The organism is Streptomyces sp. TLI_55, assembly GCF_900206255.1.
Classification (GTDB): domain Bacteria; phylum Actinomycetota; class Actinomycetes; order Streptomycetales; family Streptomycetaceae; genus Streptomyces; species Streptomyces aquilus.
In genome coordinates, this window is sequence record NZ_OAOJ01000001.1 from 3,734,690 (window position 1) to 3,756,016 (window position 21,327).

At 72.5% G+C, this 21,327-nt stretch carries 22 protein-coding genes; 8 read left to right on the forward strand and 14 right to left on the reverse strand.

What is annotated here, in order from left to right; genetic code table 11:
- Positions 1-3: 3 nt before the first annotated feature.
- From CRP56_RS17185 to CRP56_RS17215, 7 genes are all read right to left on the reverse strand, one after another.
- Positions 4-1,284: a hypothetical protein gene (locus CRP56_RS17185; protein WP_097264986.1), complete on the reverse strand. Its 1,281-nt coding sequence runs from the start codon at positions 1,282-1,284 to the stop codon at positions 4-6.
- Positions 1,281-2,357 (reverse strand): hypothetical protein, encoded by a 1,077-nt coding sequence (locus tag CRP56_RS17190; protein ID WP_097274149.1) that lies wholly within the window; start codon positions 2,355-2,357, stop codon positions 1,281-1,283. Before CRP56_RS17190 ends, CRP56_RS17185 begins: the two co-directional genes overlap by 4 nt.
- 8 nt (positions 2,358-2,365) lie before the next feature.
- Entirely contained in the window at positions 2,366-3,220 is an 855-nt protein-coding gene (locus CRP56_RS17195) for a hypothetical protein (RefSeq protein ID WP_097264988.1), read from the reverse strand.
- A gap of 170 nt (positions 3,221-3,390) precedes the next feature.
- A complete protein-coding gene (locus tag CRP56_RS17200; protein WP_097264990.1) occupies positions 3,391-4,080 on the reverse strand; it encodes an LPXTG cell wall anchor domain-containing protein in 690 nt (229 codons plus the stop codon).
- Positions 4,081-4,300: 220 nt separating this feature from the next.
- Entirely contained in the window at positions 4,301-4,771 is a 471-nt protein-coding gene (locus CRP56_RS17205) for a carboxymuconolactone decarboxylase family protein (protein WP_097264992.1), read from the reverse strand.
- Positions 4,772-4,877: 106 nt separating this feature from the next.
- Positions 4,878-5,393 carry an ATP-binding protein gene (locus CRP56_RS17210; RefSeq protein WP_097264994.1) on the reverse strand — a complete coding sequence of 172 codons (516 nt, stop codon included), beginning with the start codon at positions 5,391-5,393 and terminating at the stop codon, positions 4,878-4,880.
- Between the two features lie 255 nt (positions 5,394-5,648).
- Complete coding sequence (locus CRP56_RS17215; RefSeq protein ID WP_097264996.1) at positions 5,649-6,026, reverse strand: STAS domain-containing protein; 378 nt, start codon at positions 6,024-6,026, stop codon at positions 5,649-5,651.
- Between the two features lie 237 nt (positions 6,027-6,263).
- Here CRP56_RS17215 and CRP56_RS17220 point away from each other — a divergent pair, with 237 nt between their 5' ends.
- On the forward strand, positions 6,264-7,196 hold the full coding sequence (locus tag CRP56_RS17220; protein WP_179851045.1) for an RNA polymerase sigma factor SigF: 933 nt from the start codon (positions 6,264-6,266) through the stop codon (positions 7,194-7,196).
- A 30-nt stretch (positions 7,197-7,226) separates the two neighbouring features.
- Here CRP56_RS17220 and hutI read toward each other — a convergent pair whose 3' ends face one another.
- Genes hutI through hutU form a run of 4 tightly spaced genes read right to left on the reverse strand, consistent with a single transcriptional unit; the run spans position 7,227 to position 12,677 of the window.
- Complete coding sequence (gene hutI, locus CRP56_RS17225; RefSeq protein ID WP_097264998.1) at positions 7,227-8,399, reverse strand: imidazolonepropionase; 1,173 nt, start codon at positions 8,397-8,399, stop codon at positions 7,227-7,229.
- Between the two features lie 41 nt (positions 8,400-8,440).
- Positions 8,441-9,772: a formimidoylglutamate deiminase gene (locus CRP56_RS17230; RefSeq protein WP_097265000.1), complete on the reverse strand. Its 1,332-nt coding sequence runs from the start codon at positions 9,770-9,772 to the stop codon at positions 8,441-8,443.
- On the reverse strand, positions 9,769-10,980 hold the full coding sequence (locus tag CRP56_RS17235; protein WP_097274154.1) for an allantoate amidohydrolase: 1,212 nt from the start codon (positions 10,978-10,980) through the stop codon (positions 9,769-9,771). Before CRP56_RS17235 ends, CRP56_RS17230 begins: the two co-directional genes overlap by 4 nt.
- A gap of 32 nt (positions 10,981-11,012) precedes the next feature.
- The gene (hutU, locus tag CRP56_RS17240) at positions 11,013-12,677 is read right to left on the reverse strand and encodes a urocanate hydratase (RefSeq protein WP_097265003.1); all 1,665 of its coding nucleotides are present in this window, start codon (positions 12,675-12,677) and stop codon (positions 11,013-11,015) included.
- A gap of 117 nt (positions 12,678-12,794) precedes the next feature.
- On the opposite strand from hutU, the gene CRP56_RS17245 reads away from it, so the two are divergent.
- From CRP56_RS17245 to CRP56_RS17265, 5 genes are all read left to right on the forward strand, one after another.
- On the forward strand, positions 12,795-14,192 hold the full coding sequence (locus CRP56_RS17245) for a diaminopimelate decarboxylase (protein WP_257040806.1): 1,398 nt from the start codon (positions 12,795-12,797) through the stop codon (positions 14,190-14,192).
- A gap of 170 nt (positions 14,193-14,362) precedes the next feature.
- The gene (locus CRP56_RS17250) at positions 14,363-14,749 is read left to right on the forward strand and encodes a hypothetical protein (RefSeq protein ID WP_097265005.1); all 387 of its coding nucleotides are present in this window, start codon (positions 14,363-14,365) and stop codon (positions 14,747-14,749) included.
- The gene (locus CRP56_RS17255; protein WP_097265007.1) at positions 14,746-15,555 is read left to right on the forward strand and encodes a hypothetical protein; all 810 of its coding nucleotides are present in this window, start codon (positions 14,746-14,748) and stop codon (positions 15,553-15,555) included. The genes CRP56_RS17250 and CRP56_RS17255 overlap by 4 nt, the downstream gene beginning before the upstream one ends.
- A gap of 34 nt (positions 15,556-15,589) precedes the next feature.
- The gene (locus CRP56_RS17260) at positions 15,590-16,066 is read left to right on the forward strand and encodes a roadblock/LC7 domain-containing protein (RefSeq protein WP_097265009.1); all 477 of its coding nucleotides are present in this window, start codon (positions 15,590-15,592) and stop codon (positions 16,064-16,066) included.
- Between the two features lie 23 nt (positions 16,067-16,089).
- The gene (locus CRP56_RS17265; protein WP_097265011.1) at positions 16,090-16,464 is read left to right on the forward strand and encodes a hypothetical protein; all 375 of its coding nucleotides are present in this window, start codon (positions 16,090-16,092) and stop codon (positions 16,462-16,464) included.
- Positions 16,465-16,476: 12 nt separating this feature from the next.
- Here the strand turns inward: CRP56_RS17265 and CRP56_RS17270 are convergent, their stop codons facing one another.
- The 3 genes from CRP56_RS17270 to CRP56_RS17280 all read right to left on the reverse strand — a co-directional run bounded on the left by CRP56_RS17270 (position 16,477) and on the right by CRP56_RS17280 (position 19,505).
- Positions 16,477-17,061 (reverse strand): hypothetical protein, encoded by a 585-nt coding sequence (locus CRP56_RS17270; protein WP_097265013.1) that lies wholly within the window; start codon positions 17,059-17,061, stop codon positions 16,477-16,479.
- 84 nt (positions 17,062-17,145) lie between these two features.
- Positions 17,146-18,003 carry a MurR/RpiR family transcriptional regulator gene (locus CRP56_RS17275; protein ID WP_097265016.1) on the reverse strand — a complete coding sequence of 286 codons (858 nt, stop codon included), beginning with the start codon at positions 18,001-18,003 and terminating at the stop codon, positions 17,146-17,148.
- Positions 18,000-19,505 carry an aromatic amino acid ammonia-lyase gene (locus tag CRP56_RS17280; protein WP_097265018.1) on the reverse strand — a complete coding sequence of 502 codons (1,506 nt, stop codon included), beginning with the start codon at positions 19,503-19,505 and terminating at the stop codon, positions 18,000-18,002. Before CRP56_RS17280 ends, CRP56_RS17275 begins: the two co-directional genes overlap by 4 nt.
- Positions 19,506-19,646: 141 nt before the next feature.
- Here CRP56_RS17280 and CRP56_RS17285 point away from each other — a divergent pair, with 141 nt between their 5' ends.
- A complete protein-coding gene (locus CRP56_RS17285) occupies positions 19,647-20,687 on the forward strand; it encodes an ABC transporter ATP-binding protein (protein WP_097265020.1) in 1,041 nt (346 codons plus the stop codon).
- On the forward strand, positions 20,684-21,325 hold the full coding sequence (locus CRP56_RS17290) for an ABC transporter permease (RefSeq protein ID WP_097265022.1): 642 nt from the start codon (positions 20,684-20,686) through the stop codon (positions 21,323-21,325). The genes CRP56_RS17285 and CRP56_RS17290 overlap by 4 nt, the downstream gene beginning before the upstream one ends.
- Positions 21,326-21,327: the final 2 nt, after the last annotated feature.

A 21,327-nucleotide genomic window follows, 5' to 3' on the forward strand; every position in this document is an offset into this window, starting at 1 on the left:
TGCCTAGAGGCGTCGCCTGCCCGGCAGGAACGTGAACACCGCCGCGCCCAGCAGAAGGGCCGTGCCGGCCACCAGGCCCAGGGCCTTCAGGGCGCCGTGGTCCTCGGCGCCGGTCGCCGCCAGGCCGCCCGAGGAGGAGCCGCCGCCGGTCGCGGAGGAGCCGCCGGTCGAGGAGCCGCCCGCTGCGCCGCCCTCCTGCTGCGTGGTGTCGAGCTTCAGGGACACCGAGGTCGAGTCCGGCGTGCAGGTGGTCGTCGTACCGAGGGCCTTGATCGTCAGGACGCCCGGCGACAGCGTCGACTCGCCCGTCGCGCCCGGTTTGTAGGTGCCGGTCATGTCCGGGATCTCGATCGGGTCGCCCGCCTTGATGTCCCCGGCGTTGGTCGGGCCCTCCACAGGGACCGAGCCCTTGTCGGCGCCGCCCAGGACGACCTCCATGGACGGCTTGATGGAGTCCTTCGGGATGTTGGCCGGGCTGTTCATCGGGGACTTCTTGAACTGCACCGTGAGGCCGTAGTTCCCGCCGTCCTTCTTGGCGTTGATCTGGATCGTGGACGTCGCCTTCTGCTCGCCGATCGGCGACTTGCAGCTGTAGGGGATGTCGACGACCTTGCCCTGGAAGTCGGTCTGTCCGCCGTCGGACTGCGTGGCGCTCGGGGTCGGCGAGGCGGTCTCGGACGCAGTGGAGGTCGGGCTCGGCTCCTCGGACGTGGTCGGGGTCGGTGAACTCCCGTCGCCCGCCTGCACGTCGATCGTCGCCGCCGCCGGCACCTGCGCGCTCGGCGTGCACTTGGTGTCCGTGCCGTACGCGGTGATCGTGTACGCGTCCGGCGTCAGCGTCACCTCGCCCGCCGTCGTCAGCTTGAGCGTGCCCTTCATGTCGGAGAGCACCATGTCGCCGCCCTTGGGGATGGGCGGGTTCTGCTGCGGCCCCGCCATGGCGATGTCGGCGCTCTGCGCGCCGGCCGCCTTGAGGGTGCCGGTCGGCTTGACCTGGTTCTCCCCGATGTCGATGAGGTCGGGGTTCTTCGAGGCGGCCTGGACGAACTTCCACACCACCTCGACCTCGTCGCCGACCTTGGCGGTGGCCGGCGCGGTGATCTCCACCTTGGTGGTGCCGTCCACGGGGTCGAGGCCGACGCCGGCGGGCGGCACGCAGTGGGTCGCGTACGACACCTCCGCGGCCTGCGCGGGCGCGACCGCGACGCCGAGCAGGACACCTGCCCCGCAGAGCGCCAGCGCGGCTCTCGCACGGTCGGGTACGGCTCTCCTTCGCTTGCTCACGTGGATCCCTTTCTGGTGGGGGTCGTCGGGCTGTCGTCGTGCGGTGCGGAGAGCCGACCGGCCGTGCCCGGATCGGAGTCCGGGGTGAACCACGGCAGGGTCGAGGACGGGGGCGGCTGTTCGGCGGGGCCGCTGCGCAACCCCGGCAGCCGCAGGGTGAGTTCGGGCCGCCGCAGCCGGGCGGGGGGCCGCAGCCGGGCGGGGGCCCGCCGCGGGCGGCCCGGGCGGCGCGGCCGCACCCGGTCGACCACGGCCATCCCGAGGCGGAACAGCGCGGCGGGCACGACCAGGCAGACCAGGACCCAGAACAGGGTCACGCCCCAGGGGCGGCCCACCCCCCAGGGCTGCTCGGCGAGGACCTTGCCGCCGTACTTCAGCGAGACCGTGTAGTCACCGTGCGCGCCGCCCGTCAGCTCGACGGGCAGCTCGACGCGGGCCTTCCTGCCGGGCTCGATCGTGCCGCGCCACTGCTGTTCCTCCCACTGCGGGGCGAACACGCCGTGGGAGGTGCCGACTTGGAAGACGGGGTTCTTGACGGCCGAGGTGCCGACGTTGCCGACGGTGAAGACCAGGGTGCGGGCGGGCGGCGCCCCGAACCAGGTGAGCAGCCCACTAGAGCCGTCGAGGCGGGTGTCGGTGAGGACCGACAGCCGTCCGCCGGAGGTCTCGGCGGGCAGCGGCTCCACGGCGTGCCCGGCCACTTGGAAGATGGCGTCGGCTTCCGCCTTCGCCCCGGTCACCGTCGCCACGTGCACCACACAGGGGCAGGGCACCGGAGGTTCGGCGACCGGCAGTTTCCTGCTGAACCGGCCCTTGGCGTCGGTGGTGACGGCCCGACCGTCGGCGTTGGCACAGGAGTTGGTGCCGCCGGGCACGCCCCGCGCGGGCACGGCCTGGCCGCAGACGAGGATCATCAGCAGCGCTTTCGCCCGCCAGCCGCTGCCGGTGACGGTGACCGAACCGCCGGTACCCGCCTGCGACTTGGACAGCCTGACGACGGGCCCCTCGGTGGCCTGCACCGGCCCGACCGAGACCGACGCCAGCAGCAGCGCCAGCACCACCGCCCCGAGCATCCGCAGCTTCACGACACCGCTCCCGTCAACTCGGTTTCCGGAGAAGGGGGTTCGGCCGGGGGCGTGCCGCGACGCCCACGACGTCGTACGACAGACAGCCGCCGTGCGACAGACAGCCGCCGTATGAAGACCAGCGCACCCCCGGCCACCGCCACCCCCACCCCGCCCCACGGCCCGACGCCCGCCGAGACCCGCGCCTCGTCCCGCGCCCCGCCCGCCGCCGTGACCGTCAGCCGCACCTCGACGGAGTCCAGCGCGGGGCCGTCCCAGGGCTCGCTCAGCTCGGTGCGGCTGCCCGGCGCGAGGGTGACGGGCAGGGTGCGCGGGGAGCGGTCGAGGAGGGGGCCGAGGAGGCCGTCGGCGTGGACGGCGAGCCGGGGTGCGAGTGCGGTCGTACCGCGGTTGACCAGCTCGTACGTGATGCGGTCGGCGTGCACGGAGACGTGCTCGACGGTCAGGGCAGCCACCGTGGGGACGGTGGCTCTCAGATGGACGGAGACCCGGCGAGTGGTGCCGTCGCTGTCGCGCGCGACGAGCCGGGCGGTGGCGTCGCGGGCCGGGACGGTCACCGTGAACGGCACCTCGGTGCGGGTGCGCGGGGGCAGCCGGAGGCGGGCGTCCGCGAACGTGACCTCGGCGCCCTCCGCGCGCAGTGAGACGTCCACGGGCGTGCGTCCGCGGTTGGTCAGGGACACCGTGTCCTCCAGGACCGTGCCGGGCCCGCCCTCGGCGTAGAACGACGGCCGCGCCTCCCCGGCGGGCGCGGCCGACCAGCCGTCGTCACCGGCGGCGGCGTGCGCGACCGGGACGGCAGCGAGCAGGGCGAGGAGGGTCAGGCCCAGGACACGGACGGCGGACGGCATCGGCGGCTCCGGCTGTCGTACGGCTTACGGGTGCGGCGGGTGTCCGGCTGGCGTGCGGCTCGCGAGGTCAGGGGGGTCACCGGCTTGCCGTACAGCTCACGCGATCGGCGGCGGGGTCTCCGGCTGCCGTACGGCTCACAGCGCCCGCGGCTGCCGTACGGTTCACCGGATCACCGGCGAGCCGCCGCCTGGTGCCTCCTCGTCAGCCACAGCGTGCCGGCCGCGCCCGCGAGGAGGACTGTGCCGCCCAGGGTGCCGAGGGCGATCGCCGAGTCCTCCGGGCCGGTCTGCGGGAGTTCGCCGCCGGAGTCGGTGCCGCTCTGGGTGCCGGTGCCGCCGGAACCGCCACCCGCGGCCGTGACGTCCAGGGTGAGCGACGGGCCGGGGTCGTTCGTGGGCGTGCAGGTGGTGGTCGTGCCGAGGGCCTTGATCGTCAGGACGCCCGCGGTGAAGGTGACCTTGCCGGTCTTCTTCGGGGTGTACGTCCCGCTCAAGTCGCTGATCTTTATGGGCGTGTTGGCAGGGACGACCGCCTGGTTGGCCGGCCCGGACACGCTCAGGGTGCCGCTGTCGGCGCCGCCCAGCTTGATGACCGCGCTCGGGGCCATCGCGCCCTTGCCCAGGTCGACCGGGCTGGAGGAGACGCCCTTCTGCCAGGACATGGTGATCTTGTAGCCGCTGCCGCTCTTGACGCCCTTGATGTCGATGGGCGAGACGGCGCTCTTGTCGCCGATCGGTGTCTTGCACTGGTACTTGACGTCGACGACCTCGGCATGGGCGGCGGGGGCGGCCATCAGCACCGCCGAGCCGGCCAGGGCCGCGGCGGACGCGAGCGCGGCGGTTCGATTCCGGTACGACACGGTTCCGCTCCCTCTTCCTCGGTTCCTGACGGCACATCAGATTCGGCCGTCAAGGTACGCCCGGGGTCGTGAGGAAGGAAGACACGGTGCGCGCCGGAGTTGTGACGATCCGGCGCGCACCGAAGGGGGTTCGGGTGGAGGCCCGGGGGTGGGGAACGGCGACGGCCGGGACCCCTCGTACAGGTCCCGGCCGCGCCTCGGTCGTATCGCCCCGGTCGAGTCAGTGGAGCATGCCGACCTGGTAGTCGCCGGCCGGCTGGCGGGTCATGACGTTCATGCGGTTGAAGAAGTTGATGACGCCGATCAGCATCACGAGGGCGAGCAGCTGCTCCTCGTCGTAGTGCTTCGCGGCGTTCTGCCACACGTCGTCCGGCACTCCGGACCCGTCGGCGAGCCGGGTGCCCGCCTCCGTCAGCTCCAGCGCCGCCCGCTCCGGCTCGGTGAAGGCCTTGGCCTCGCGCCACGCGGCGACCATGAGGAGGCGGTGCTGGGTCTCTCCCGCGGCGACGGCCTCCTTGGTGTGCATGTCGAGGCAGGCTCCGCAGCCGTTGATCTGGCTCGCACGGATCTTGACCAGCTCCTGAGTCGCGGCGGGCACGCCGGACTCGGCGACCGCCTTGTTCGCCGCGATGAGGTGGGGCAGGACCTTGCCCAGGAGGGGGGTGCCGTGGGGGGAGATCCGGGCTTCCATGGTGTGCTCCTTAGCCGTTGCTTGGCCTTACACACCTAGGACTGAAGGACCCGGTCCATTTGTGACATCGGCGAGTGTGACCTGCGCCACACGCGCCAGTGGGTGCTTACGCGGGCGCTCCGAGCTCCGCCCAGACCGTCTTGCCCGTCACCCCGGGGCTGCGGACGACTCCCCAGTCCAGGCACAGCCGCTGCACGATGAACATGCCGTGGCCGCCGGGGCGGCCCGCGCGGTGCGGGGTGCGGGGCGCCGGCTGGCCCGCGCCGCGGTCGGAGACCTCGACCCGGATCACCTTGTTGTCGCAGGCGATCATCAGCCCGTCCGGCCCCTCGGCGTGCAGACAGGCGTTGGTGACCAGCTCGGAGACGACGAGCAGCACGTCCTCGGCGGCGGCCCGCTGGTCCGCGGTGGCGGCGGGCAGCCAGCCCCACGCGTACAGCGCCTGCCGGGCGAAGTCACGGGCCAGCGGGACGACCCCGCTCGCACCGTCGAAGCTCAGCCTGCGGACCTGCCGGCCCGCCGAGGACTCAGACGGCACGACCACACCCCCTTCGGACGCCCCGGAAGCGCCGTCGGCCTCCCGGCCGCGGTCGCCCGGCGAGTAAGGCCGGGTGCTGCTCATCAGCGCTTCACCTCACCGATTCACCAAGTCATCAAATGCGCGATTCAATAGTCACGTCGCGGCGTGTCCCCCGCGCGACTTTTGCGGATGTCGCCTCCGCGACGTCCAGGATGCCGCCTCCACGACCTCCCGGATGTCTCCTGCCCGACCGAACCGGCAGAACACCCCCTGTTTCGGTACGGAAAGCGGCACGCGGGGAAAACCGGCATGCCACCCGGGACGGCGGCGACCCCCGCGCGGCCGGCACGGACCGGCTCAGCCGGACTCGTCGGCCAGGGCCGCGTCGAGCGTGTCATGCACGGTGAAGACCGCGTCCGCGCCCGTGATCTCGAAGACGCGCGCCACGACGGGCAGCATCCCCACGAGATGCACCCCACCCCCGGCGGCCTCCGCCTTCAATCGCGCCCCGAGCAGTACGTTCAAGCCCGTGGAGTCACAGAACTCCAGGCGCGAACAGTCGATCACCAGGCGGCTGAAGCCCTTGGCGAGGCACTCCTCGAGTGGCTCACGCAACAAATCGGCCGTGTGGTGATCGAGCTCACCTGCCGGGGTCACGACGGCGCTGGCGCCCTCTTCCCGCACCTCGACCAGAAGCCGGCCAGACTGTGCGCTGCCGACCGTCCCGCGGTCCATGCCGTCTCTCTCTCCCGACGTCGTGGCTGCTGTTGACGCCCTCGAACACTACGCCTTCCTCACACACCCTGACACCTGAACATCCGCACACAAACGGACATTTCCCCACAGAACGCACTTGCGGCGAGGTCGGGATAGCGGGTAGGCCTAGTAGGGACACGTACTCGACACGGCCGGCTTTGGAGGCGCCGCACACCGCAGTGCACGCACGGCTTCGGCAGCCACATGCCGAGAACGATGGAGGACATCATGTCACCCCGGCTCGACGCATCGCATACCCACATCGCGACGTCGGCATCCCCCCCGGAACAGCTGGATCCCATCGAGCAGATCGAACGGATCGAGCAGGACCAGCGGGACGACCTGCTGGCCGGGCTTCCGGAGATCCCCCCGTACGACGAGGTGGGGCCGGTGGACGCACGAGCCCTGTCCAAGACCCTCTTCGCGCGGCTGGAGTCGCTGGAGGAGGGCACCCACGAATACTCGTACGTCCGCAACACGCTCGTCGAGCTCAACCTGGCCCTGGTCAAGTTCGCCGCCTCCCGCTTCCGCTCCCGCAGCGAGCCGATGGAGGACATCATCCAGGTCGGCACGATCGGCCTGATCAAGGCGATCGACCGCTTCGAGCTCAGCCGCGGTGTGGAGTTCCCCACCTTCGCGATGCCGACGATCATCGGCGAGATCAAGCGCTTCTTCCGCGACACCTCGTGGTCGGTGCGGGTGCCTCGCCGCCTTCAGGAACTCCGTCTCGACCTGGCCAAGGCCGGCGACGAACTGGCGCAGAAGCTGGACCGGGCGCCGACGGTGGCCGAGCTCGCCGAGCGCCTGGGGCTGACGAAGGACGAGGTCGTGGAGGGCATGGCCGCCTCCAACGCGTACACCGCGTCGTCGCTGGACGCGCAGCCGGAGGAGGACGACGCCGAGGGCGCGCTGGCCGACCGGATCGGCTACGAGGACCACGGCATCGAGGGCATCGAGTACGTGGAGTCCCTGAAGCCTCTCATCGCCGACCTGCCCGCCCGGGACCGGAAGATCCTGTCCCTGCGCTTCGTGGCGGGCATGACCCAGTCGGAGATCGGTGACGAGCTGGGCATCTCGCAGATGCATGTGTCACGGCTGCTGTCGCGGACGCTGGTGCGGCTGCGAAAAGGGCTGACCGTCGAGGATTGACCCCTGTTTTTCAGGTGCGGGGCGTGTGTGTCAGACGACGCGCACGCCCCGTCGCCATACCCCGCTCACCAGCGGCACCCCCGGCCGGTAGGCCAGGTGGACGTGGCTGGGGGCGTCGAGGAGGGTGAGGTCCGCCCGGGCGCCCGGGGTGATCCTGCCGATGTCCGTGCGGCGCAGGGCGGCCGCGCCGCCCGCCGTGGCGGACCAGACCGCCTCGTCCGGGGTCATGCCCATGTCCCGCACGGCCAGCGCGATGCAGAACGGGACGGACGAGGTGAAGGACGAGCCCGGGTTGCAGTCGGTGGACAGGGCCACGGTGACGCCGGCGTCCAGGAGGCGGCGGGCGTCCGGCCACTGAGCCCGGGTGGAGAACTCGGCGCCGGGCAGCAGCGTGGCGACGGTGTCGCCGTTCGCGAGGGCGTCGACGTCGGCGTCCGTGAGGTGGGTGCAGTGGTCGGCGCTGGCGGCGTCGAGTTCGACGGCCAGCTGGACGCCGGGGCCGTAGGACAGCTGGTTGGCGTGGATGCGCGGGTGCAGGCCCTTGGCCTTGCCGGCGGTGAGGATCGCGCGGGCCTGGTCGCCGTCGAAGGCGCCCTTCTCGCAGAAGACGTCGATCCAACGGGCGTACGGGGCACAGGCGTCGAGCATCTCGCCGGTGACGAGGGCCACGTACGCCGCCGGGTCGTCCGCGAAGTCCGGGGAGACGATGTGCGCGCCGAGGTAGGTGACCTCGTCGGTGTGGGCGGCGGCGATGCGCAGGGCGCGGGCCTCGTCCTCGACCGTGAGGCCGTAGCCGGACTTCGTCTCGAAGGTCGTCGTGCCCTGGCGCAGGGCCTCGGCGAGATAGCGGGTGAGGTTCGCTTCGAGCTCGGCGTCGCTCGCGGCGCGGGTCGCGGCGACCGTCGTGCGGATGCCGCCCGCGGTGTAGGAGCGGCCCGACATGCGGGCGTTGAACTCCTGGGTGCGGTCGCCCGCGAAGACGAGGTGGGAGTGGGAGTCCACGAACCCGGGCAGGACGGCCCGCCCCTGGGCGTCGACGCGATTGTCAGTGGCGGGTGCTTTGCTTGATTCACCGGTCCACGCGACGTGGTCGCCGTCGATGACGACGGCCGCGTCCTGGATCAGACCGAGGGGGGAGTTGTCACCGAGGGAGGGGTCGTTGGTGACGAGCGCGGCGATGTTGGTGATGACGGTGCTGCTCATGGCGGTGGCGTCCTTGAGGGTGGCGTCCTTGGGGGTGATGGTCAGCCGCGGAGGGCGTCGACGGCCCGCGCGAGGGCTTGCGGCACATCCGGTACGAGCGTGTGCGCCCCGTCGCGTACGACCTGCCGGCCGCCCACGACCGTGTGCCGTACGTCCGCTGCCGTCGCCGCGAATACGGCCGTCTCGGCGCCCAGCCGGGGCAGCGGGCCCGCTGTCCTGACCGAGTCGAGCGCGATCGTCGTGAGGTCGGCGAGGGCGCCGGGCTCGATGGTGCCCGCCTCGTCCCAGCCGAGGGCCGCGTGGCCGTCGGCGGAGGCGGCCCGCAGCAGCGCCGCCGCCGTCCAGTGACCGCGGGTGCGGGTGCGCAGCCGCTCGTTCAGCTCCATCGCGCGGGCCTCTTCGAGCAGGTCGATGACGGCGTGGCTGTCGGAGCCGAGGGAGAGCGGGGAGCCGGCCCGCTGGAGGGCGACGGCGGGTCCGATGCCGTCGGCGAGGTCCCGCTCGGTGGTCGGGCACATGCAGGTGCCGGTCCCCGAACCGCCGAGGAGGGCGATGTCCTCGTCGGTGAGGTGGGTGTTGTGGACACCGGTGGTGCGGTGGCCGAGGACGCCGTGGTCGGCGAGCAGCCGGGTGGGCGTGCGCCCGTGGGCCTCCTGGCAGGCGTCGTTCTCCGCCGTCTGCTCGGACAGGTGGACGTGCAGCGGGGCCCGCCGCTCCTCGGCCCATGCGGCCACGGTCGCCAACTGGCCCGCGGGCACGGCCCGTACGGAGTGGATCGCGGCCCCGATCCGCGCGTGATCCCGTTCCTTGAGAAGTGAACAGCGTGCGGCCCAGGCCTCGGCGGTGCCGTCGGAGAAGCGGAGCTGGTGGGCGTTGGGGGGCTGTCCGAAGCCGGCGGAGAGATAGGCGGTGTCGAGGAGGGTGATGCGGATGCCGGCGTCGGCGGCGGCCGCGATCAGGGCCTCGCCCATGGCGTTGGGGTCGGCGTAGGGGGTGCCGCCGGGGGCGTGGTGGAGGTAGTGGAACTCGCCGACGGAGGTGACGCCGGCCAGCGCCATCTCCGCGTACACGGCCCGGGCGAGGGCGTGGTAGCTCTCCGGGGTCAGCCGGTCGGCGGTGGCGTACATGACCTCGCGCCAGGTCCAGAAGGTGCCGGAGCCGACCTGGACGGTGCCGCGCAGGGCGCGGTGGAAGGCGTGGCTGTGGGCGTTGGCGAGGCCGGGGAGGGTGAGGCCGCGCAGGATCTCGGCGCCGGGCGGCGGGGTGGGCACGTCCGTGCGGACGGCGGTGATCCGGCCGTCCGCGACCTCGACGGCGACGCCCGGCTCGACGTGGGTGTCGAGCCAGGCGTGCTCCAGCCAGTACGTCGTCACGAGGTGGCCAGTCCTTCCAGTACGTCGGCGAGGGCGAGGACCCCGGCCACGCAGTCGTCCTCGGCCGCGGACTCGGCCGGGGAGTGCGAGACGCCGGTGGGGTTGCGTACGAACAGCATGGCGGTCGGGATCGTCCCGGACAGGATCCCGGCGTCGTGTCCGGCACCGGTACCCAGGACGGGGACGGTGAAGTCCGTGTCCTTCGCCTCCTTGCCCAGGATGCGGGCCAGTTCGTCGCGCAGGGCGTGGTCGAACTCGACGACGGGGGTGAAGGACTCCCGGACGATGTCGAGGGCGATGCCGTGGGCGTCGGCGTACTCCCGGGCGGCCTTCTCGATCCCGCCGACCACCTGGTCCAGGCTCGCCTGGTCGGCGGCGCGGGAGTCGAGCCAGCCGCGCACTAGGGAGGGGATCGCGTTGACGCCGTTGGGTTCTACGGAGATCTTGCCGAAGGTGGCGACGGCACCGGCGAGTTCGGCCTCGCGGCGGGCGGCGAGGACGGTCTCGGCGTAGGACAGCATGGGGTCGTGCCGGTCGACGAGACGGGTGGTGCCGGCGTGGTTGGCCTCGCCCCGGAAGTCGAAGCGCCAGCGGCCGTGCGGCCAGATGGCGCTGGCGATGCCGACGCGGTCGCCGGACAGGTCCAGCGCGCGGCCCTGCTCGACGTGCAGCTCGACGAAGGCGCCGATGCGGCCGAGCCGCTCGTGGTCGGCGCCGATGGCGTCGGGGTCGTACCCGGCGGCCTCCATGGCCCGGGGCAGGCTGATCCCCTCGCCGTCGGTCAGCCGGTGCGCCTGCTCGACGGTGAGCTGCCCGGAGGCGAGCCGTGAGCCGACGCAGGCGAGCCCGAAGCGGGCGCCTTCCTCGTCGCCGAAGTTGACGATGGCGAGGGGCTTGGTGAACTCCACCCGACGGGCGCGCAGTTCATCGAGCGCGGCGAAGGACGACACGACGCCGAGCGGCCCGTCGAAGGCCCCGCCGTCGGGCACGGAGTCCAGATGCGACCCGGTGACGACGGCGTCCCCGGCGGCCGGGTCCCCCAGCCAGGCCCACTGGTTGCCGTTCCGGTCGAGCTCGTAGCTCATCCCGCGCGCCTCGGCCTGCTCCTTGAACCAGGCCCGGCATTCGGCGTCGGCGCGGGTCCAGGCGAAGCGGCGGTAGCCGTGGGAGTCGGGGTGGCGGCCGATGGGGAGCAGCTCGCGCCACATGGTGTGGAACGAGCTGCCGTGGGACGTCTGCGTCACGCCGGGTCACCCTCGCGCATCGGGATCCGCACGCCGCGCTCGTCGGCGACCGACTCCGCGATGTCGTAGCCCGCGTCCACGTGCCGGATGACGCCCATGCCGGGGTCGTTGGTGAGGACGCGGCGGACCTTCTCGCCGCCGAGCTTGGTGCCGTCGGCGACCGTGACCTGGCCGGCGTGGATCGAGCGGCCCATGCCGACGCCGCCGCCGTGGTGGAGGGAGACCCAGGAGGCGCCGGACGCCACGTTGACCATGGCGTTGAGCAGCGGCCAGTCGGCGATCGCGTCGGAGCCGTCGAGCATGGCCTCGGTCTCGCGGTACGGCGAGGCCACCGAGCCGGCGTCCAGGTGGTCGCGGCCGATGGCCAGGGGCGCCGCCAGCTCGCCGCTCGCGACCATGTCGTTGAAGCGCTCGCCGGCCTTGTCGCGCTCGCCGTAGCCCAGCCAGCAGATGCGGGCGGGCAGGCCCTGGAAGTGGACGCGTTCGCCGGCCATCTTGATCCAGCGGGCGAGGGACTCGTTCTCGGGGAAGAGGTCGAGGATCGCCTTGTCGGTCTTGGCGATGTCGGAGGCCTCGCCGGACAGGGCGGCCCAGCGGAAGGGGCCCTTGCCCTCGCAGAAGAGGGGGCGGATGTAGGCGGGGACGAAGCCGGGGAAGGCGAAGGCGCGGTCGTAGCCCGCGAGCTGGGCCTCGCCGCGGATGGAGTTGCCGTAGTCGAAGACCTCCGCGCCGGCGTCCATGAAGCCGACCATGGCCTCGACGTGCCGGGCCATGGACTCACGGGAGCGGGTGGTGAACCCGGCCGGGTCCTTCGCCGCCGCGTCGGCCATGTCCTCGAAGGCGACGCCGACCGGCAGGTAGGACAGCGGGTCGTGCGCCGAGGTCTGGTCGGTGACGATGTCGATGGGGGCGCCCTCGGCGAGCATCTGCGGGAGCAGCTCGGCGGCGTTGCCGAGGAGGCCGATGGACAGCGGCTTGCGCTGGTCGCGGGCCTCGGTGGCGAGCTGGAGCGCGTGGGCGAGGTTGTCGGCCCTGACGTCGAGGTAGCGGTGCTCGATACGGCGCTCGATGGCGCGCGGGTCGCAGTCGATACAGATCGCGACGCCGTCGTTCATGGTGACCGCGAGGGGCTGGGCGCCGCCCATGCCGCCGAGGCCGGCGGTGAGGGTGATGGTGCCCGCGAGGGTGCCGTTGAACTTCTTCGCGGCGACGGCGGCGAAGGTCTCGTAGGTGCCCTGGAGGATGCCCTGGGTGCCGATGTAGATCCAGGAGCCGGCGGTCATCTGGCCGTACATGGTCAGGCCGAGGGCCTCCAGGCGGCGGAACTCCTCCCAGTTGGCCCAGTCGCCGACCAGGTTGGAGTTGGCGATGAGGACGCGCGGGGCCCACTCGTGGGTCTGCATGACGCCCACGGGGCGGCCGGACTGGACCAGCATGGTCTCGTCCTGCTTCAGGGTGCGCAGCGTGCGGACCATCGCGTCGAAGGAGCGCCAGTCGCGGGCGGCCTTGCCGGTGCCGCCGTAGACGACGAGCTTGTCGGGGTGCTCGGCGACCTCGGGGTCGAGGTTGTTCTGGAGCATCCGCAGGGCGGCTTCCTGCTGCCATCCCAGGGCACTCAGTTCCGTACCGCGCGGCGCTCGGACGGGGCGGGGTCCTGACATGGTCTGCCTCCTAGCGGATTGTTTTCGCTCTCTATTCACATCCTGACCAACTGAATAGAACTAGTCAATAGGCGTAGTCCCTCAACGCAGGCGCTGCACAGATGTTTGGCTGGATGCATGGGCACGGACAACGACCTGACGGGGGACGGCGTGGACATCGGACAGCAAGGGGACCGTCCGGTCCGGCGGGACGAGGCGGTGCGGGCCGTGGTGGAGCAGGGGCTGCTGGGGCCGGACTCCCCGATCGTCGGCCTGCTCGACGTCACCGGCATCCGGGAGTCGGCGGCCGAGCTGCGGGCCGCGTTCGACGCCGTCACCGCGCCCGGCACCCCGGTGCTGCACGCCTTCGCGGTGAAGGCGACCCCGCTGGTGCCGGTGCTGCGGCTGCTGCGGGAGGCCGGGATCGGCGCGGAGGTGGCGAGCCCGGGCGAGCTGGCGCTGGCGCGGGCGGCGGGGCTCACCCCGCAGCAGACGGTGCTGGACTCGCCCGCGAAGACACCGGCCGAGCTGCGGGAAGCCCTCGCCCTCGGGATCGCCGTCAACGCCGACAATCCGCAGGAGCTGGACCGCATCGACGCCCTCATGCGGTCCGGCCCGAGTCGCTCGCCGCTCGGGATCCGGGTGAACCCGCAGATCGGCGGGGGTTCCATCGGGGCGACCTCGACGGCGACGGCGACCTCGAAGTTCGGGGTGGCGCTGCGCGACCCCGGCGCCCGGGAGTGGCTCGTGCGCGCCTACGCCGACCGGCCCTGGCTGAACCGGCTGCACGCGCACACCGGCTCCCAGGGCATCCCGCTGTCCCTGATGGCGCAGGGGGTCGCGGAGACGTACGCGCTCGCCGAGGAGATCAACCGGCACATCGGGCGCCCGCAGATCGACACCCTCGACATCGGCGGCGGGCTGCCGGTGAACTTCGGCTCGGACGCGACGGCGCCGACGTACGCGCAGTACGCGCGGCTGCTGAGCGAGGCGGTGCCGGGGCTGTTCGACGGGCGGTACGGGCTGGTGACCGAGTTCGGGCGGTCACTGCTGGCCAAGCACGGCACGATCGTGGCGCGGGTGGAGTACGCCAAGAGCGCGGGCGGGCGGCCGGTCGCGGTGACGCACGCGGGCGTGCAGGTGGCGACGCGGACGGTGTACGTGCCGGGGTCGTGGCCGCTCAGGATCGCCGCGTACGACGGGAAGGGGCGGCCGAAGGCGGGGGCCGACGTGGTGCAGGACATCGCCGGGCCGGCCTGCTTCTCGGGCGACCTGCTCGCCGAGGCGAGGGCGCTCCCGCTGCTCGAACAGGGCGACTACGCGGCGGCGCTGGACACGGGCGCGTACTACTTCGCCCACCACTACGCCTACAACTCCCTCGCGCGGCCCGGCATCTACGGGTTCGCGCCGGACGCGGGCGGGGGTGTCGCCTTCGCGACCGTGCGCACCCCGCAGACGCTCGACGAGATCGTGGCCGAGTCAGGAGGGGCGCACGCCGCCGCGCTCACCACCCTCGGGACGACCGCGCGCCCTTGACGCACGCCGGTGGACATGTGCGTCAACTGAGCGGAAAACGAGCTCAGTTGACCCACCCTAGCCATCCGCCGCATGTTCCACTGGAAAATGCCGGAATCCTCACCCCTCGCCCACACCCTGCGTAGTTTCGGCGTCACTCAGCCGAACCCCAGGCGGGAGGGGAACTCACGGTGCCCGGTATCGACGAGTGTCTGCTCGAAGTCATGCAACTGCCCGGTGCCCGGGGCGCCGCGCTCGTCGACTGGACGAGCGGACTGGCCCTGGGCACCGTCGGCGAGTCACCGGGCGGTGACTACGAGACGGCCGCGGCCGAGGCCGCCGAGCTGGCCCGACTGGCCGCCGAGCACCGGGCGTTCGCCCCGGACGACGACGTGACGGACCCCCCGGTCGAGGACGTCATCATCAGCAACCGGGACAGCTACCACGTCCTGCGCTTCGTCCAGACGTCGTTCGACAGCAGCGTCTTCCTGCATCTGTGGCTGGCCCGCGTGGAGGGCAACCTCGCGCTGGCCCGCATCCGGCTCGGCGAGATGACCGGACGGCTGGTCCTGGGATGACGGCGGTGACCACCACACCACCGCCCCGGCTGCCGGTGCGGGACAAGGCGGAGGCCCGCGAGAGGGCCTGGGGCGGCGTCTCCCCGATGCTGACCCGGCTCGCCGCCGAGCGGGCCACCGGCGTCCTGGTCCGCGAGCGCGGCACCCTGCATCTCGCCGAGGGCCGGGTGGTGCACGCCGAGAGCCCCGCAGCCCCCGGCCTCGGCGCCCTGCTCACCGCGCACGGCACCGTCGACGCCGACACCTGGCGGCAGGCCGCCGACGAGGCCACGGAGACCCCGGGCGCCGGACTGCTGCTGGTCGGCCGCGGCCGGCTCACCAGGGGCGCGCTGGAACTGTGCCACCTCGAAACGCTGTACGACGCCGCCTACTTCGCGCTCGCCCCCAGCAGCGCCCCGGGCCGCTTCCGGTACACGGGCGCGGGCCGGGCCGGCGCGGTGCGCGCCGTGCCGGTGGCCGCCCTGGAGCACGAGACACTGCGCCGCCGCGACCTGCTGCACCGCATATGGCCCGACCCGGCGACCGACGAGGCCCCGCTGCTGCGCGCCGACACCGTCGCCCTCCCGGCCCTCACCGCCCGGCAGCGGGCGGTGCTGCACCTGGTCGACGGCGTCCGCACGGCCCCGGAGATCGCCCGCGCGATGGGCCGCCCGGCGTTCCACACCCTGGTGGACGTACGGCGGCTCGCGGCGGCCGGTGTCGTGGTGCGCGGCGCCCCGCAACCCGCCGAAACGGCCTGGCCCGAGACCACCGACCCCGACATCACGCTGCTGAAGAGGCTCAGGGATGCGCTGGAGTCCCTTTGAACGACAACGCGCCCGTGCCGAGAGGAGTGACCAGATGGCGGCCGAACCCGAAATCCTGGACGAGCTGCGCCGGTTGAGGAGCCGGGTGCCGTATCTCACCGGCGCCCTGGCGGCGAGCGTGGACGGGCTCGTCCTCGCCCAGGACACCCCGGGCGTGGAGCCCGACGGCATGGCCGCGCTCACCGCGGCCGCGCTCGGCGTCGCCGTGCGGCTGACGGACGCGACCGGGCAGGGGGACTTCCGGGAGCTGACGGTGCGGGGCGCGTACGGCTATGTGGCGACGTACGCGGCGGGCCGGACCGCCGTCCTCACGCTGCTCGCCCAGGACCGGGTCAATGCCGGCCGGCTCCATCTGGAGGGCCGCCGCGCCGGCACCCGTATCGGGGAGTTCCTCGACTCCCGGACGCCGGCGGAGGCGCCCGTCACCGCCAAACCGGCCAGAGCGCCCGCCCGCACCAGAGCGGCGCGCCCCCCGCGCACGACCAACGCACGTACGTCCACGGACAGTTGATCCCACAGGAAAGGCAGATAGTCATGGCCAACACCGAAACCTCCCTGAAAGAGTGCCTCGCCTCCATCGAGGGCGCGACCGGCGTCGCGCTGGTCGACTACACCAGCGGCATGGCCCTCGGCACCCTGGGCGGCAGCAAGAGCTTCGACCTCAGCGTGGCCGCCGCCGGGAACACCGACGTCGTCCGCGCCAAGATGCGCACCATGGAACACCTCGGACTCAAGGCCCAGATCGAGGACATCCTGATCACCCTGTCCGACCAGTACCACCTGATCCGGCTGCTCAGCGGCCGCAGCGGCAACGGACTGTTCCTGTACCTGGTCCTGGACGCCAAGCGGGCCAACCTGGCGATGGCCCGCCACCAGCTGAAGAAGGTCGAGGAGGACCTGGAGGTCTGACGCGCGAGCCGCTCAGACCAGCGCCGCGGTGCGGCGGCGCGCCCCGCCCGGGGCCGCGTCGCCCGCCGCGATGCCGGTGCCGCGGTACGCCTTGACCGCCTTGCCGGCCGGGCGTCCGCCGCGCGCGTCGAGCCAGTCGACCCGCACCCACAGCAGCGCGTCCCCGGCGTGTTCGCACCGCCCGAGCCAGGCGGCCTTCAGCCGCAGCCCCACCCCGGCCCCGGCGAGCAGCAGCCCGCCCGCGACGGGCACGGCGAAGTTGGCCCCGAGCGCCACCAGCCAGGCGAGCAGCAGCCACCAGCGATGTCCGTGCCGCCAGTTCCGTACCGTCACGGCCCGGTCCTGGAGCACGTCGTGCTTCCCGGCGCGGGCGGCCGCCCGCGCGAGGGCGGTGTAGCGCCTGCGGCGGCGGTACGACACCACGGCCGCCGCGACGATGAACAGCGCGGCCCCCGCCATGACCCCGATCCGGCGCCCGGTCAGCCCCGGCACCAGCACCCCGACACCCGCCGCGAACACCCCGGCCCACCACAGGGGCGCGGCTCCGGCGCGTACGACGACGGCCACCCGAGCGAGCCCCAGTCCTCCGCGTGCCACGTTCCGCCTCCTCGTCCTTGCGGCACAGTCCTGTCGGCCGGGCAGGTTAGCGGGCGAAAGTGAGACGAGTCTGAAAAACGCCGGCTACTCCACGAACAGCCCCCGCGCCGCCGCCTTCGCGTCGAACTCCTCCAGCCGCGCCTGCGCGTCCGGCAGCTCGTCGGCCATGGCCTCCAGGAGCACCCGCCCGAGCAGCATCGGCGCGCACGCGGTGTCGAAGGCGAGCCCGGTGCCGACGGCGGCGGGCAGCAGCAGGTCGGAGACCTTGGCGACCGGCGCGAAGGCGGAGTCGGCGACGGTGACGACGGACAGCCCGGCCTCCTTGGCGTAGCCGAGCGTGTCCAGGACCTCCCGGGGATGCCGCGGCAGCGCGAAGCACAGCAGCGCCGAGGCGCCCGCGCGGACGGCGGCGTCGATCCGGTCGTGGATCATCGTGCCGCCCTCGTGCAGCAGCCGGACGTCCGGGTGGACCTTGGCGGCGAAGTAGGCGAAGCCGTAGGCCTGTGAGGCGGCGGCCCGCAGGCCCAGCACCGGCAGCGGCCGGGAGGCGGCCAGCACCCGGCCCGCGCGCTGCACGGGCCGCGGGTCGGCGAGCATCTCGGCGAGGTGCCGGAGGTTGGCGATCTCGGCCTCGACGGCCTGCTGGTACTCGTTGTACGACGCCGAGTCCGCCGCCTGCTGCTGTTCGGCGGGCGCGACCTCGCGCAGGTGGCGGCGGAGCGCCGGGTAGCCGTCGAAGCCGAGGGCGACCGCGAAGCGGGTCACGGACGGCTGGCTGACTCCGGCCAGCTCGGCCAGCTCGACGCTGGACAGGAACGGCACGTCGGCGGCGCGCCGCACCATGCTGTGCGCGATGCGCCGCTGGGTCGGCGTGAGCCGGTGCCCCTCGAAGAGCGCCTGGAGCCGTGCCGCCGGTGTGTCCGTCACACCCATGTCGCTCATGCCTCGCTCCCCCTCCAGATGTCCGTGAACCGGTCGAGCAGTGCGGCCGCCGTCGTCACGTCACCCGTGAGCGGCCGGTCGGCCTGGTCCTCGTCGAGCACCGAGAAGGCCAGCTCCAGCGCCCGCCCCACCGGCAGCGCCGGGTCGGGGCCGTGGTCTCGCTGGCGCAGGGCCCGTACGGCGGCGACGAGTTCGCAGCCGACGACGAGCCGGTACGCCCCGCACGCCCGCAGGGTCTGCCGGGCGGCGAGCGAGGCGAAGCTGGCCTGTTCCTCGACGCCCCGGGAGAGTACAGCGTGCCCGAGCGAGGCGGGGGCCGAGAAGGCCCGCAGATCGCCGAGGGCGGCGCCGGCGGCGTACTCCAGGATCATCACACCGGAGGAGGCGGGCTCGTGGTCGGCGAGGAAGGGGCGCAGGCGGGTGTAGGCGGGCTCGTTGAGGGTGGACAGGCGGGACGTCGACAGTCTCGCCACCTGGGTCAGGGCCAGCCGGAAGTGGTCGAGGGCGAGGGCGAGCTGGGCCTGGTAGAAGCCGCCGTGGTGGTAGGCGGCCATGTCCTCGGGGCTGATGAGGGGGTTCTCGGCGGCGGCGTTGATCTCGACGTCGAGGACCGCTTCGAGGGCGTCGGCGGCGTCGTGCGCCGGGCCGTGGATCTGCGGCAGGCAGCGGAAGCCGTAGGGGTCCTGGATACGGCCGAGGGGCGGCGTGGGCCGTTCGTCCGCGCCGATCAACTCCCGCATCCGGCGGGCGACTTCGCTGCTGCCCCGGTGCGGCCGGGCGGCGTGCACGGGGGCGGCGTACGCCTCGTGGGAGCCGTCCACCGCGAGCAGTGACAGCGCGCCGACCACCTGGGTCGCCTCCAGCAGCCCGCGCAGTTCGTGCAGGGCGAGCGCGGCCTGGCCGAGGGTGAGGGCGTTGCTGCTGATGAAGGCGAGGGCGTCGTTGTTGTCGAGGGGCTGCGGCTCGGGTCCCGCGCCCTTCCAGGGGTGCTCCCCGGCCAGCGCGAGGCCGGCCTGGGCGAGGGCCGCGATGTCCCCGGTGCCGACCGACCCGAACTCGTGGACGACCGGGTACGCCCCGGTCTCCAGGGCTTCGCACAGCGCGGTGACGACGGTGGGCCGCAGCCCCGCGCCGCCCGCGAGCAACTGGTTGGCCCGTACGGCGAGCATCGCGCGCACCTGCCGGGCGGGCAGTTCCTCGCCGATGGCGCCGGCGTGGCTGCGCAGGAGTCTGAGGCCGTGCTCGGCGGCCGCCTCGGTGGGCACCGGCTCGTTCCGGTTGGCGCCGACGCCGGTCGAGCGGCCGTAGACGCGACCGGTCGCGGCGATCTGCCGGGCGGCGTCCCACGATGTGGTCACCCGCTTCATCGCATCGGTGCCGGGCACCGGCCGCGCGACCCCGTCGGCGAGCCGTACGACGTCGGAGACGCCGAGTCCGATGCCGTCGAGGACGACCAGTCCGGTGTGCACAGAACGGGGTGTGTCCACGATCCGAGACGACATAAAGCCCAAACACCCCTCAATCCGGACACCTGATCTTGCCTGGCGGTCATCCGTTACATCGGATTTACATCAACCCGTTGACAACTTATTCAGCTACAGAGAACTCTGCATGACGTTATACAGCCGGGCAAGGGACATCTCATGATCCAGTTCGATGCGGTCCACAAGCGCTTCCCCAACGGCACGACAGCAGTCCACGATCTCTCCCTGGAGATCCCCGAGGGCGGCGTGACGGTCCTCGTCGGATCTTCCGGTTGCGGCAAGACGACCACCCTCAGAATGATCAACCGGATGGTCGAACCGACCTCCGGCACCATCAAGGTCGGCGGCAAGGACATCACCCGGCAGGACGCGGCCGAACTGCGCCGCTCCATCGGGTACGTCATCCAGCAGGCGGGCCTCTTCCCGCACCGCACGGTCCTCGACAACATCGCCACCGTGCCGCTGCTGCTGGGCCACGGCCGGCGCAGGGCACGGGCCCGCGCGGCCGAACTGCTGGAGACCGTCGGCCTCACCCCCGAGGCCGGCAAGCGCTACCCCCACCAGCTCTCCGGCGGCCAGCAGCAGCGCGTCGGCGTGGCCCGCGCGCTCGCCGCCGACCCGCCGGTGCTCCTCATGGACGAGCCCTTCGGCGCGGTCGACCCGGTGGTGCGCACCCAGCTCCAGGACGAACTGCTGCGGCTCCAGAAGGAGTTGAACAAGACCATCGTCTTCGTCACCCACGACGTCGACGAGGCCGTCCGGCTCGGCGACCAGATCGCGATCTTCCGCACCGGCGGCCACCTGGTGCAGTGCGCCTCCCCCGCAGAGCTCCTCGCCCGGCCCGCCGACGACTTCGTGGCCGACTTCCTCGGCGCCGAGCGCGGACTGAAGCTGCTGTCGCTGAAGACCCTCGCCGAGGTCCCGCAGGGCCCGGCACCGGAAAAGGACACCTGGGGCCTCGTACTCGATGAAGCGGGCAAGCCGCTGCACTGGCGTTCGGCGGACGCTCTCGAACTCCCCGTACGGCCGCTGACCGACGACGATTCCCTGCTGTCCGCGCTCAACGAGTCGATCGCCTCCCCCACCGGCCTGATAGCCCGCGTCGACGCGGCCGGCGTCCTCACCGGCGTCTCCTCCCGCGACGACATCCACACCCACGCCGGCCAGGCGCACCACGCGGCCCGGACGGTGGCCGCATGACCATCGACTGGTCGTGGATCGGCGACCACACCGACGACCTCACCACCCTGACGGTCTCCCACCTCCAGGCAGCCCTGTCCGCCGTCTTCTTCGGCCTCCTGATCTCCCTGCCCCTCGCGGTGGTCGCCCACCGGATCCGCCCGCTGCGCGGCTTCCTGCTCGGCGTCTCCAACATCCTGTTCACGATCCCGTCGATCGCGATCTTCGTGCTCCTGCTGCCGATCAGCGGCCTGACCCGCACCACCACGGTGATCGGTCTGACCGTCTACACCCTGGTCGTGCTGCTGCGGAACACCGTCGAGGGCCTCGACTCGGTCCCCGCCAAGACCAAGGAGGCGGCGAAGGCGATGGGCACGCGCCCGCTGCGCACGCTGCTCACCGTCGAGTTCCCGCTCGCGCTCCCCGTGATCATGGCGGGCGTCCGGATCGCCACGGTCATGTCGATCTCGCTCGTGTCCGTCGCCACCTACATCGGCGACGGCGGCCTCGGCCAGCTCTTCACCGACGGCTTCCAGCGCGACTTCCCGACCCCGGTGATCGCGGGCGTGGTCCTCACGATCCTGCTCGCGGTCGTCGCGGACGCGGCCCTGGTCGCCCTCCAGTACGTCCTCACCCCGTGGAAGAGGAGGCGGGCTTAAGA

Bases quoted from the DNA above. Each gene is read 5' to 3' on its own strand.
- CRP56_RS17275 (WP_097265016.1), bottom strand. From the start codon at position 18,003: ATGAGCGACATGGGTGTGACGGACACACCGGCGGCACGGCTCCAGGCG.
- CRP56_RS17215 (WP_097264996.1), bottom strand. From the start codon at position 6,026: ATGGACCGCGGGACGGTCGGCAGCGCACAGTCTGGCCGGCTTCTGGTC.
- CRP56_RS17190 (WP_097274149.1), bottom strand. From the start codon at position 2,357: ATGCTCGGGGCGGTGGTGCTGGCGCTGCTGCTGGCGTCGGTCTCGGTC.
- CRP56_RS17260 (WP_097265009.1), top strand. From the start codon at position 15,590: ATGGCGGCCGAACCCGAAATCCTGGACGAGCTGCGCCGGTTGAGGAGC.
- CRP56_RS17290 (WP_097265022.1), top strand. From the start codon at position 20,684: ATGACCATCGACTGGTCGTGGATCGGCGACCACACCGACGACCTCACC.
- CRP56_RS17255 (WP_097265007.1), top strand. From the start codon at position 14,746: ATGACGGCGGTGACCACCACACCACCGCCCCGGCTGCCGGTGCGGGAC.
- CRP56_RS17210 (WP_097264994.1), bottom strand. From the start codon at position 5,393: ATGAGCAGCACCCGGCCTTACTCGCCGGGCGACCGCGGCCGGGAGGCC.
- CRP56_RS17205 (WP_097264992.1), bottom strand. From the start codon at position 4,771: ATGGAAGCCCGGATCTCCCCCCACGGCACCCCCCTCCTGGGCAAGGTC.
- CRP56_RS17220 (WP_179851045.1), top strand. From the start codon at position 6,264: ATGGAGGACATCATGTCACCCCGGCTCGACGCATCGCATACCCACATC.
- CRP56_RS17245 (WP_257040806.1), top strand. From the start codon at position 12,795: ATGGGCACGGACAACGACCTGACGGGGGACGGCGTGGACATCGGACAG.
- CRP56_RS17235 (WP_097274154.1), bottom strand. From the start codon at position 10,980: ATGTGGCGCGAGCTGCTCCCCATCGGCCGCCACCCCGACTCCCACGGC.
- hutI (WP_097264998.1), bottom strand. From the start codon at position 8,399: ATGAGCAGCACCGTCATCACCAACATCGCCGCGCTCGTCACCAACGAC.
- CRP56_RS17285 (WP_097265020.1), top strand. From the start codon at position 19,647: ATGATCCAGTTCGATGCGGTCCACAAGCGCTTCCCCAACGGCACGACA.
- hutU (WP_097265003.1), bottom strand. From the start codon at position 12,677: ATGTCAGGACCCCGCCCCGTCCGAGCGCCGCGCGGTACGGAACTGAGT.
- CRP56_RS17280 (WP_097265018.1), bottom strand. From the start codon at position 19,505: ATGTCGTCTCGGATCGTGGACACACCCCGTTCTGTGCACACCGGACTG.
- CRP56_RS17265 (WP_097265011.1), top strand. From the start codon at position 16,090: ATGGCCAACACCGAAACCTCCCTGAAAGAGTGCCTCGCCTCCATCGAG.
- CRP56_RS17195 (WP_097264988.1), bottom strand. From the start codon at position 3,220: ATGCCGTCCGCCGTCCGTGTCCTGGGCCTGACCCTCCTCGCCCTGCTC.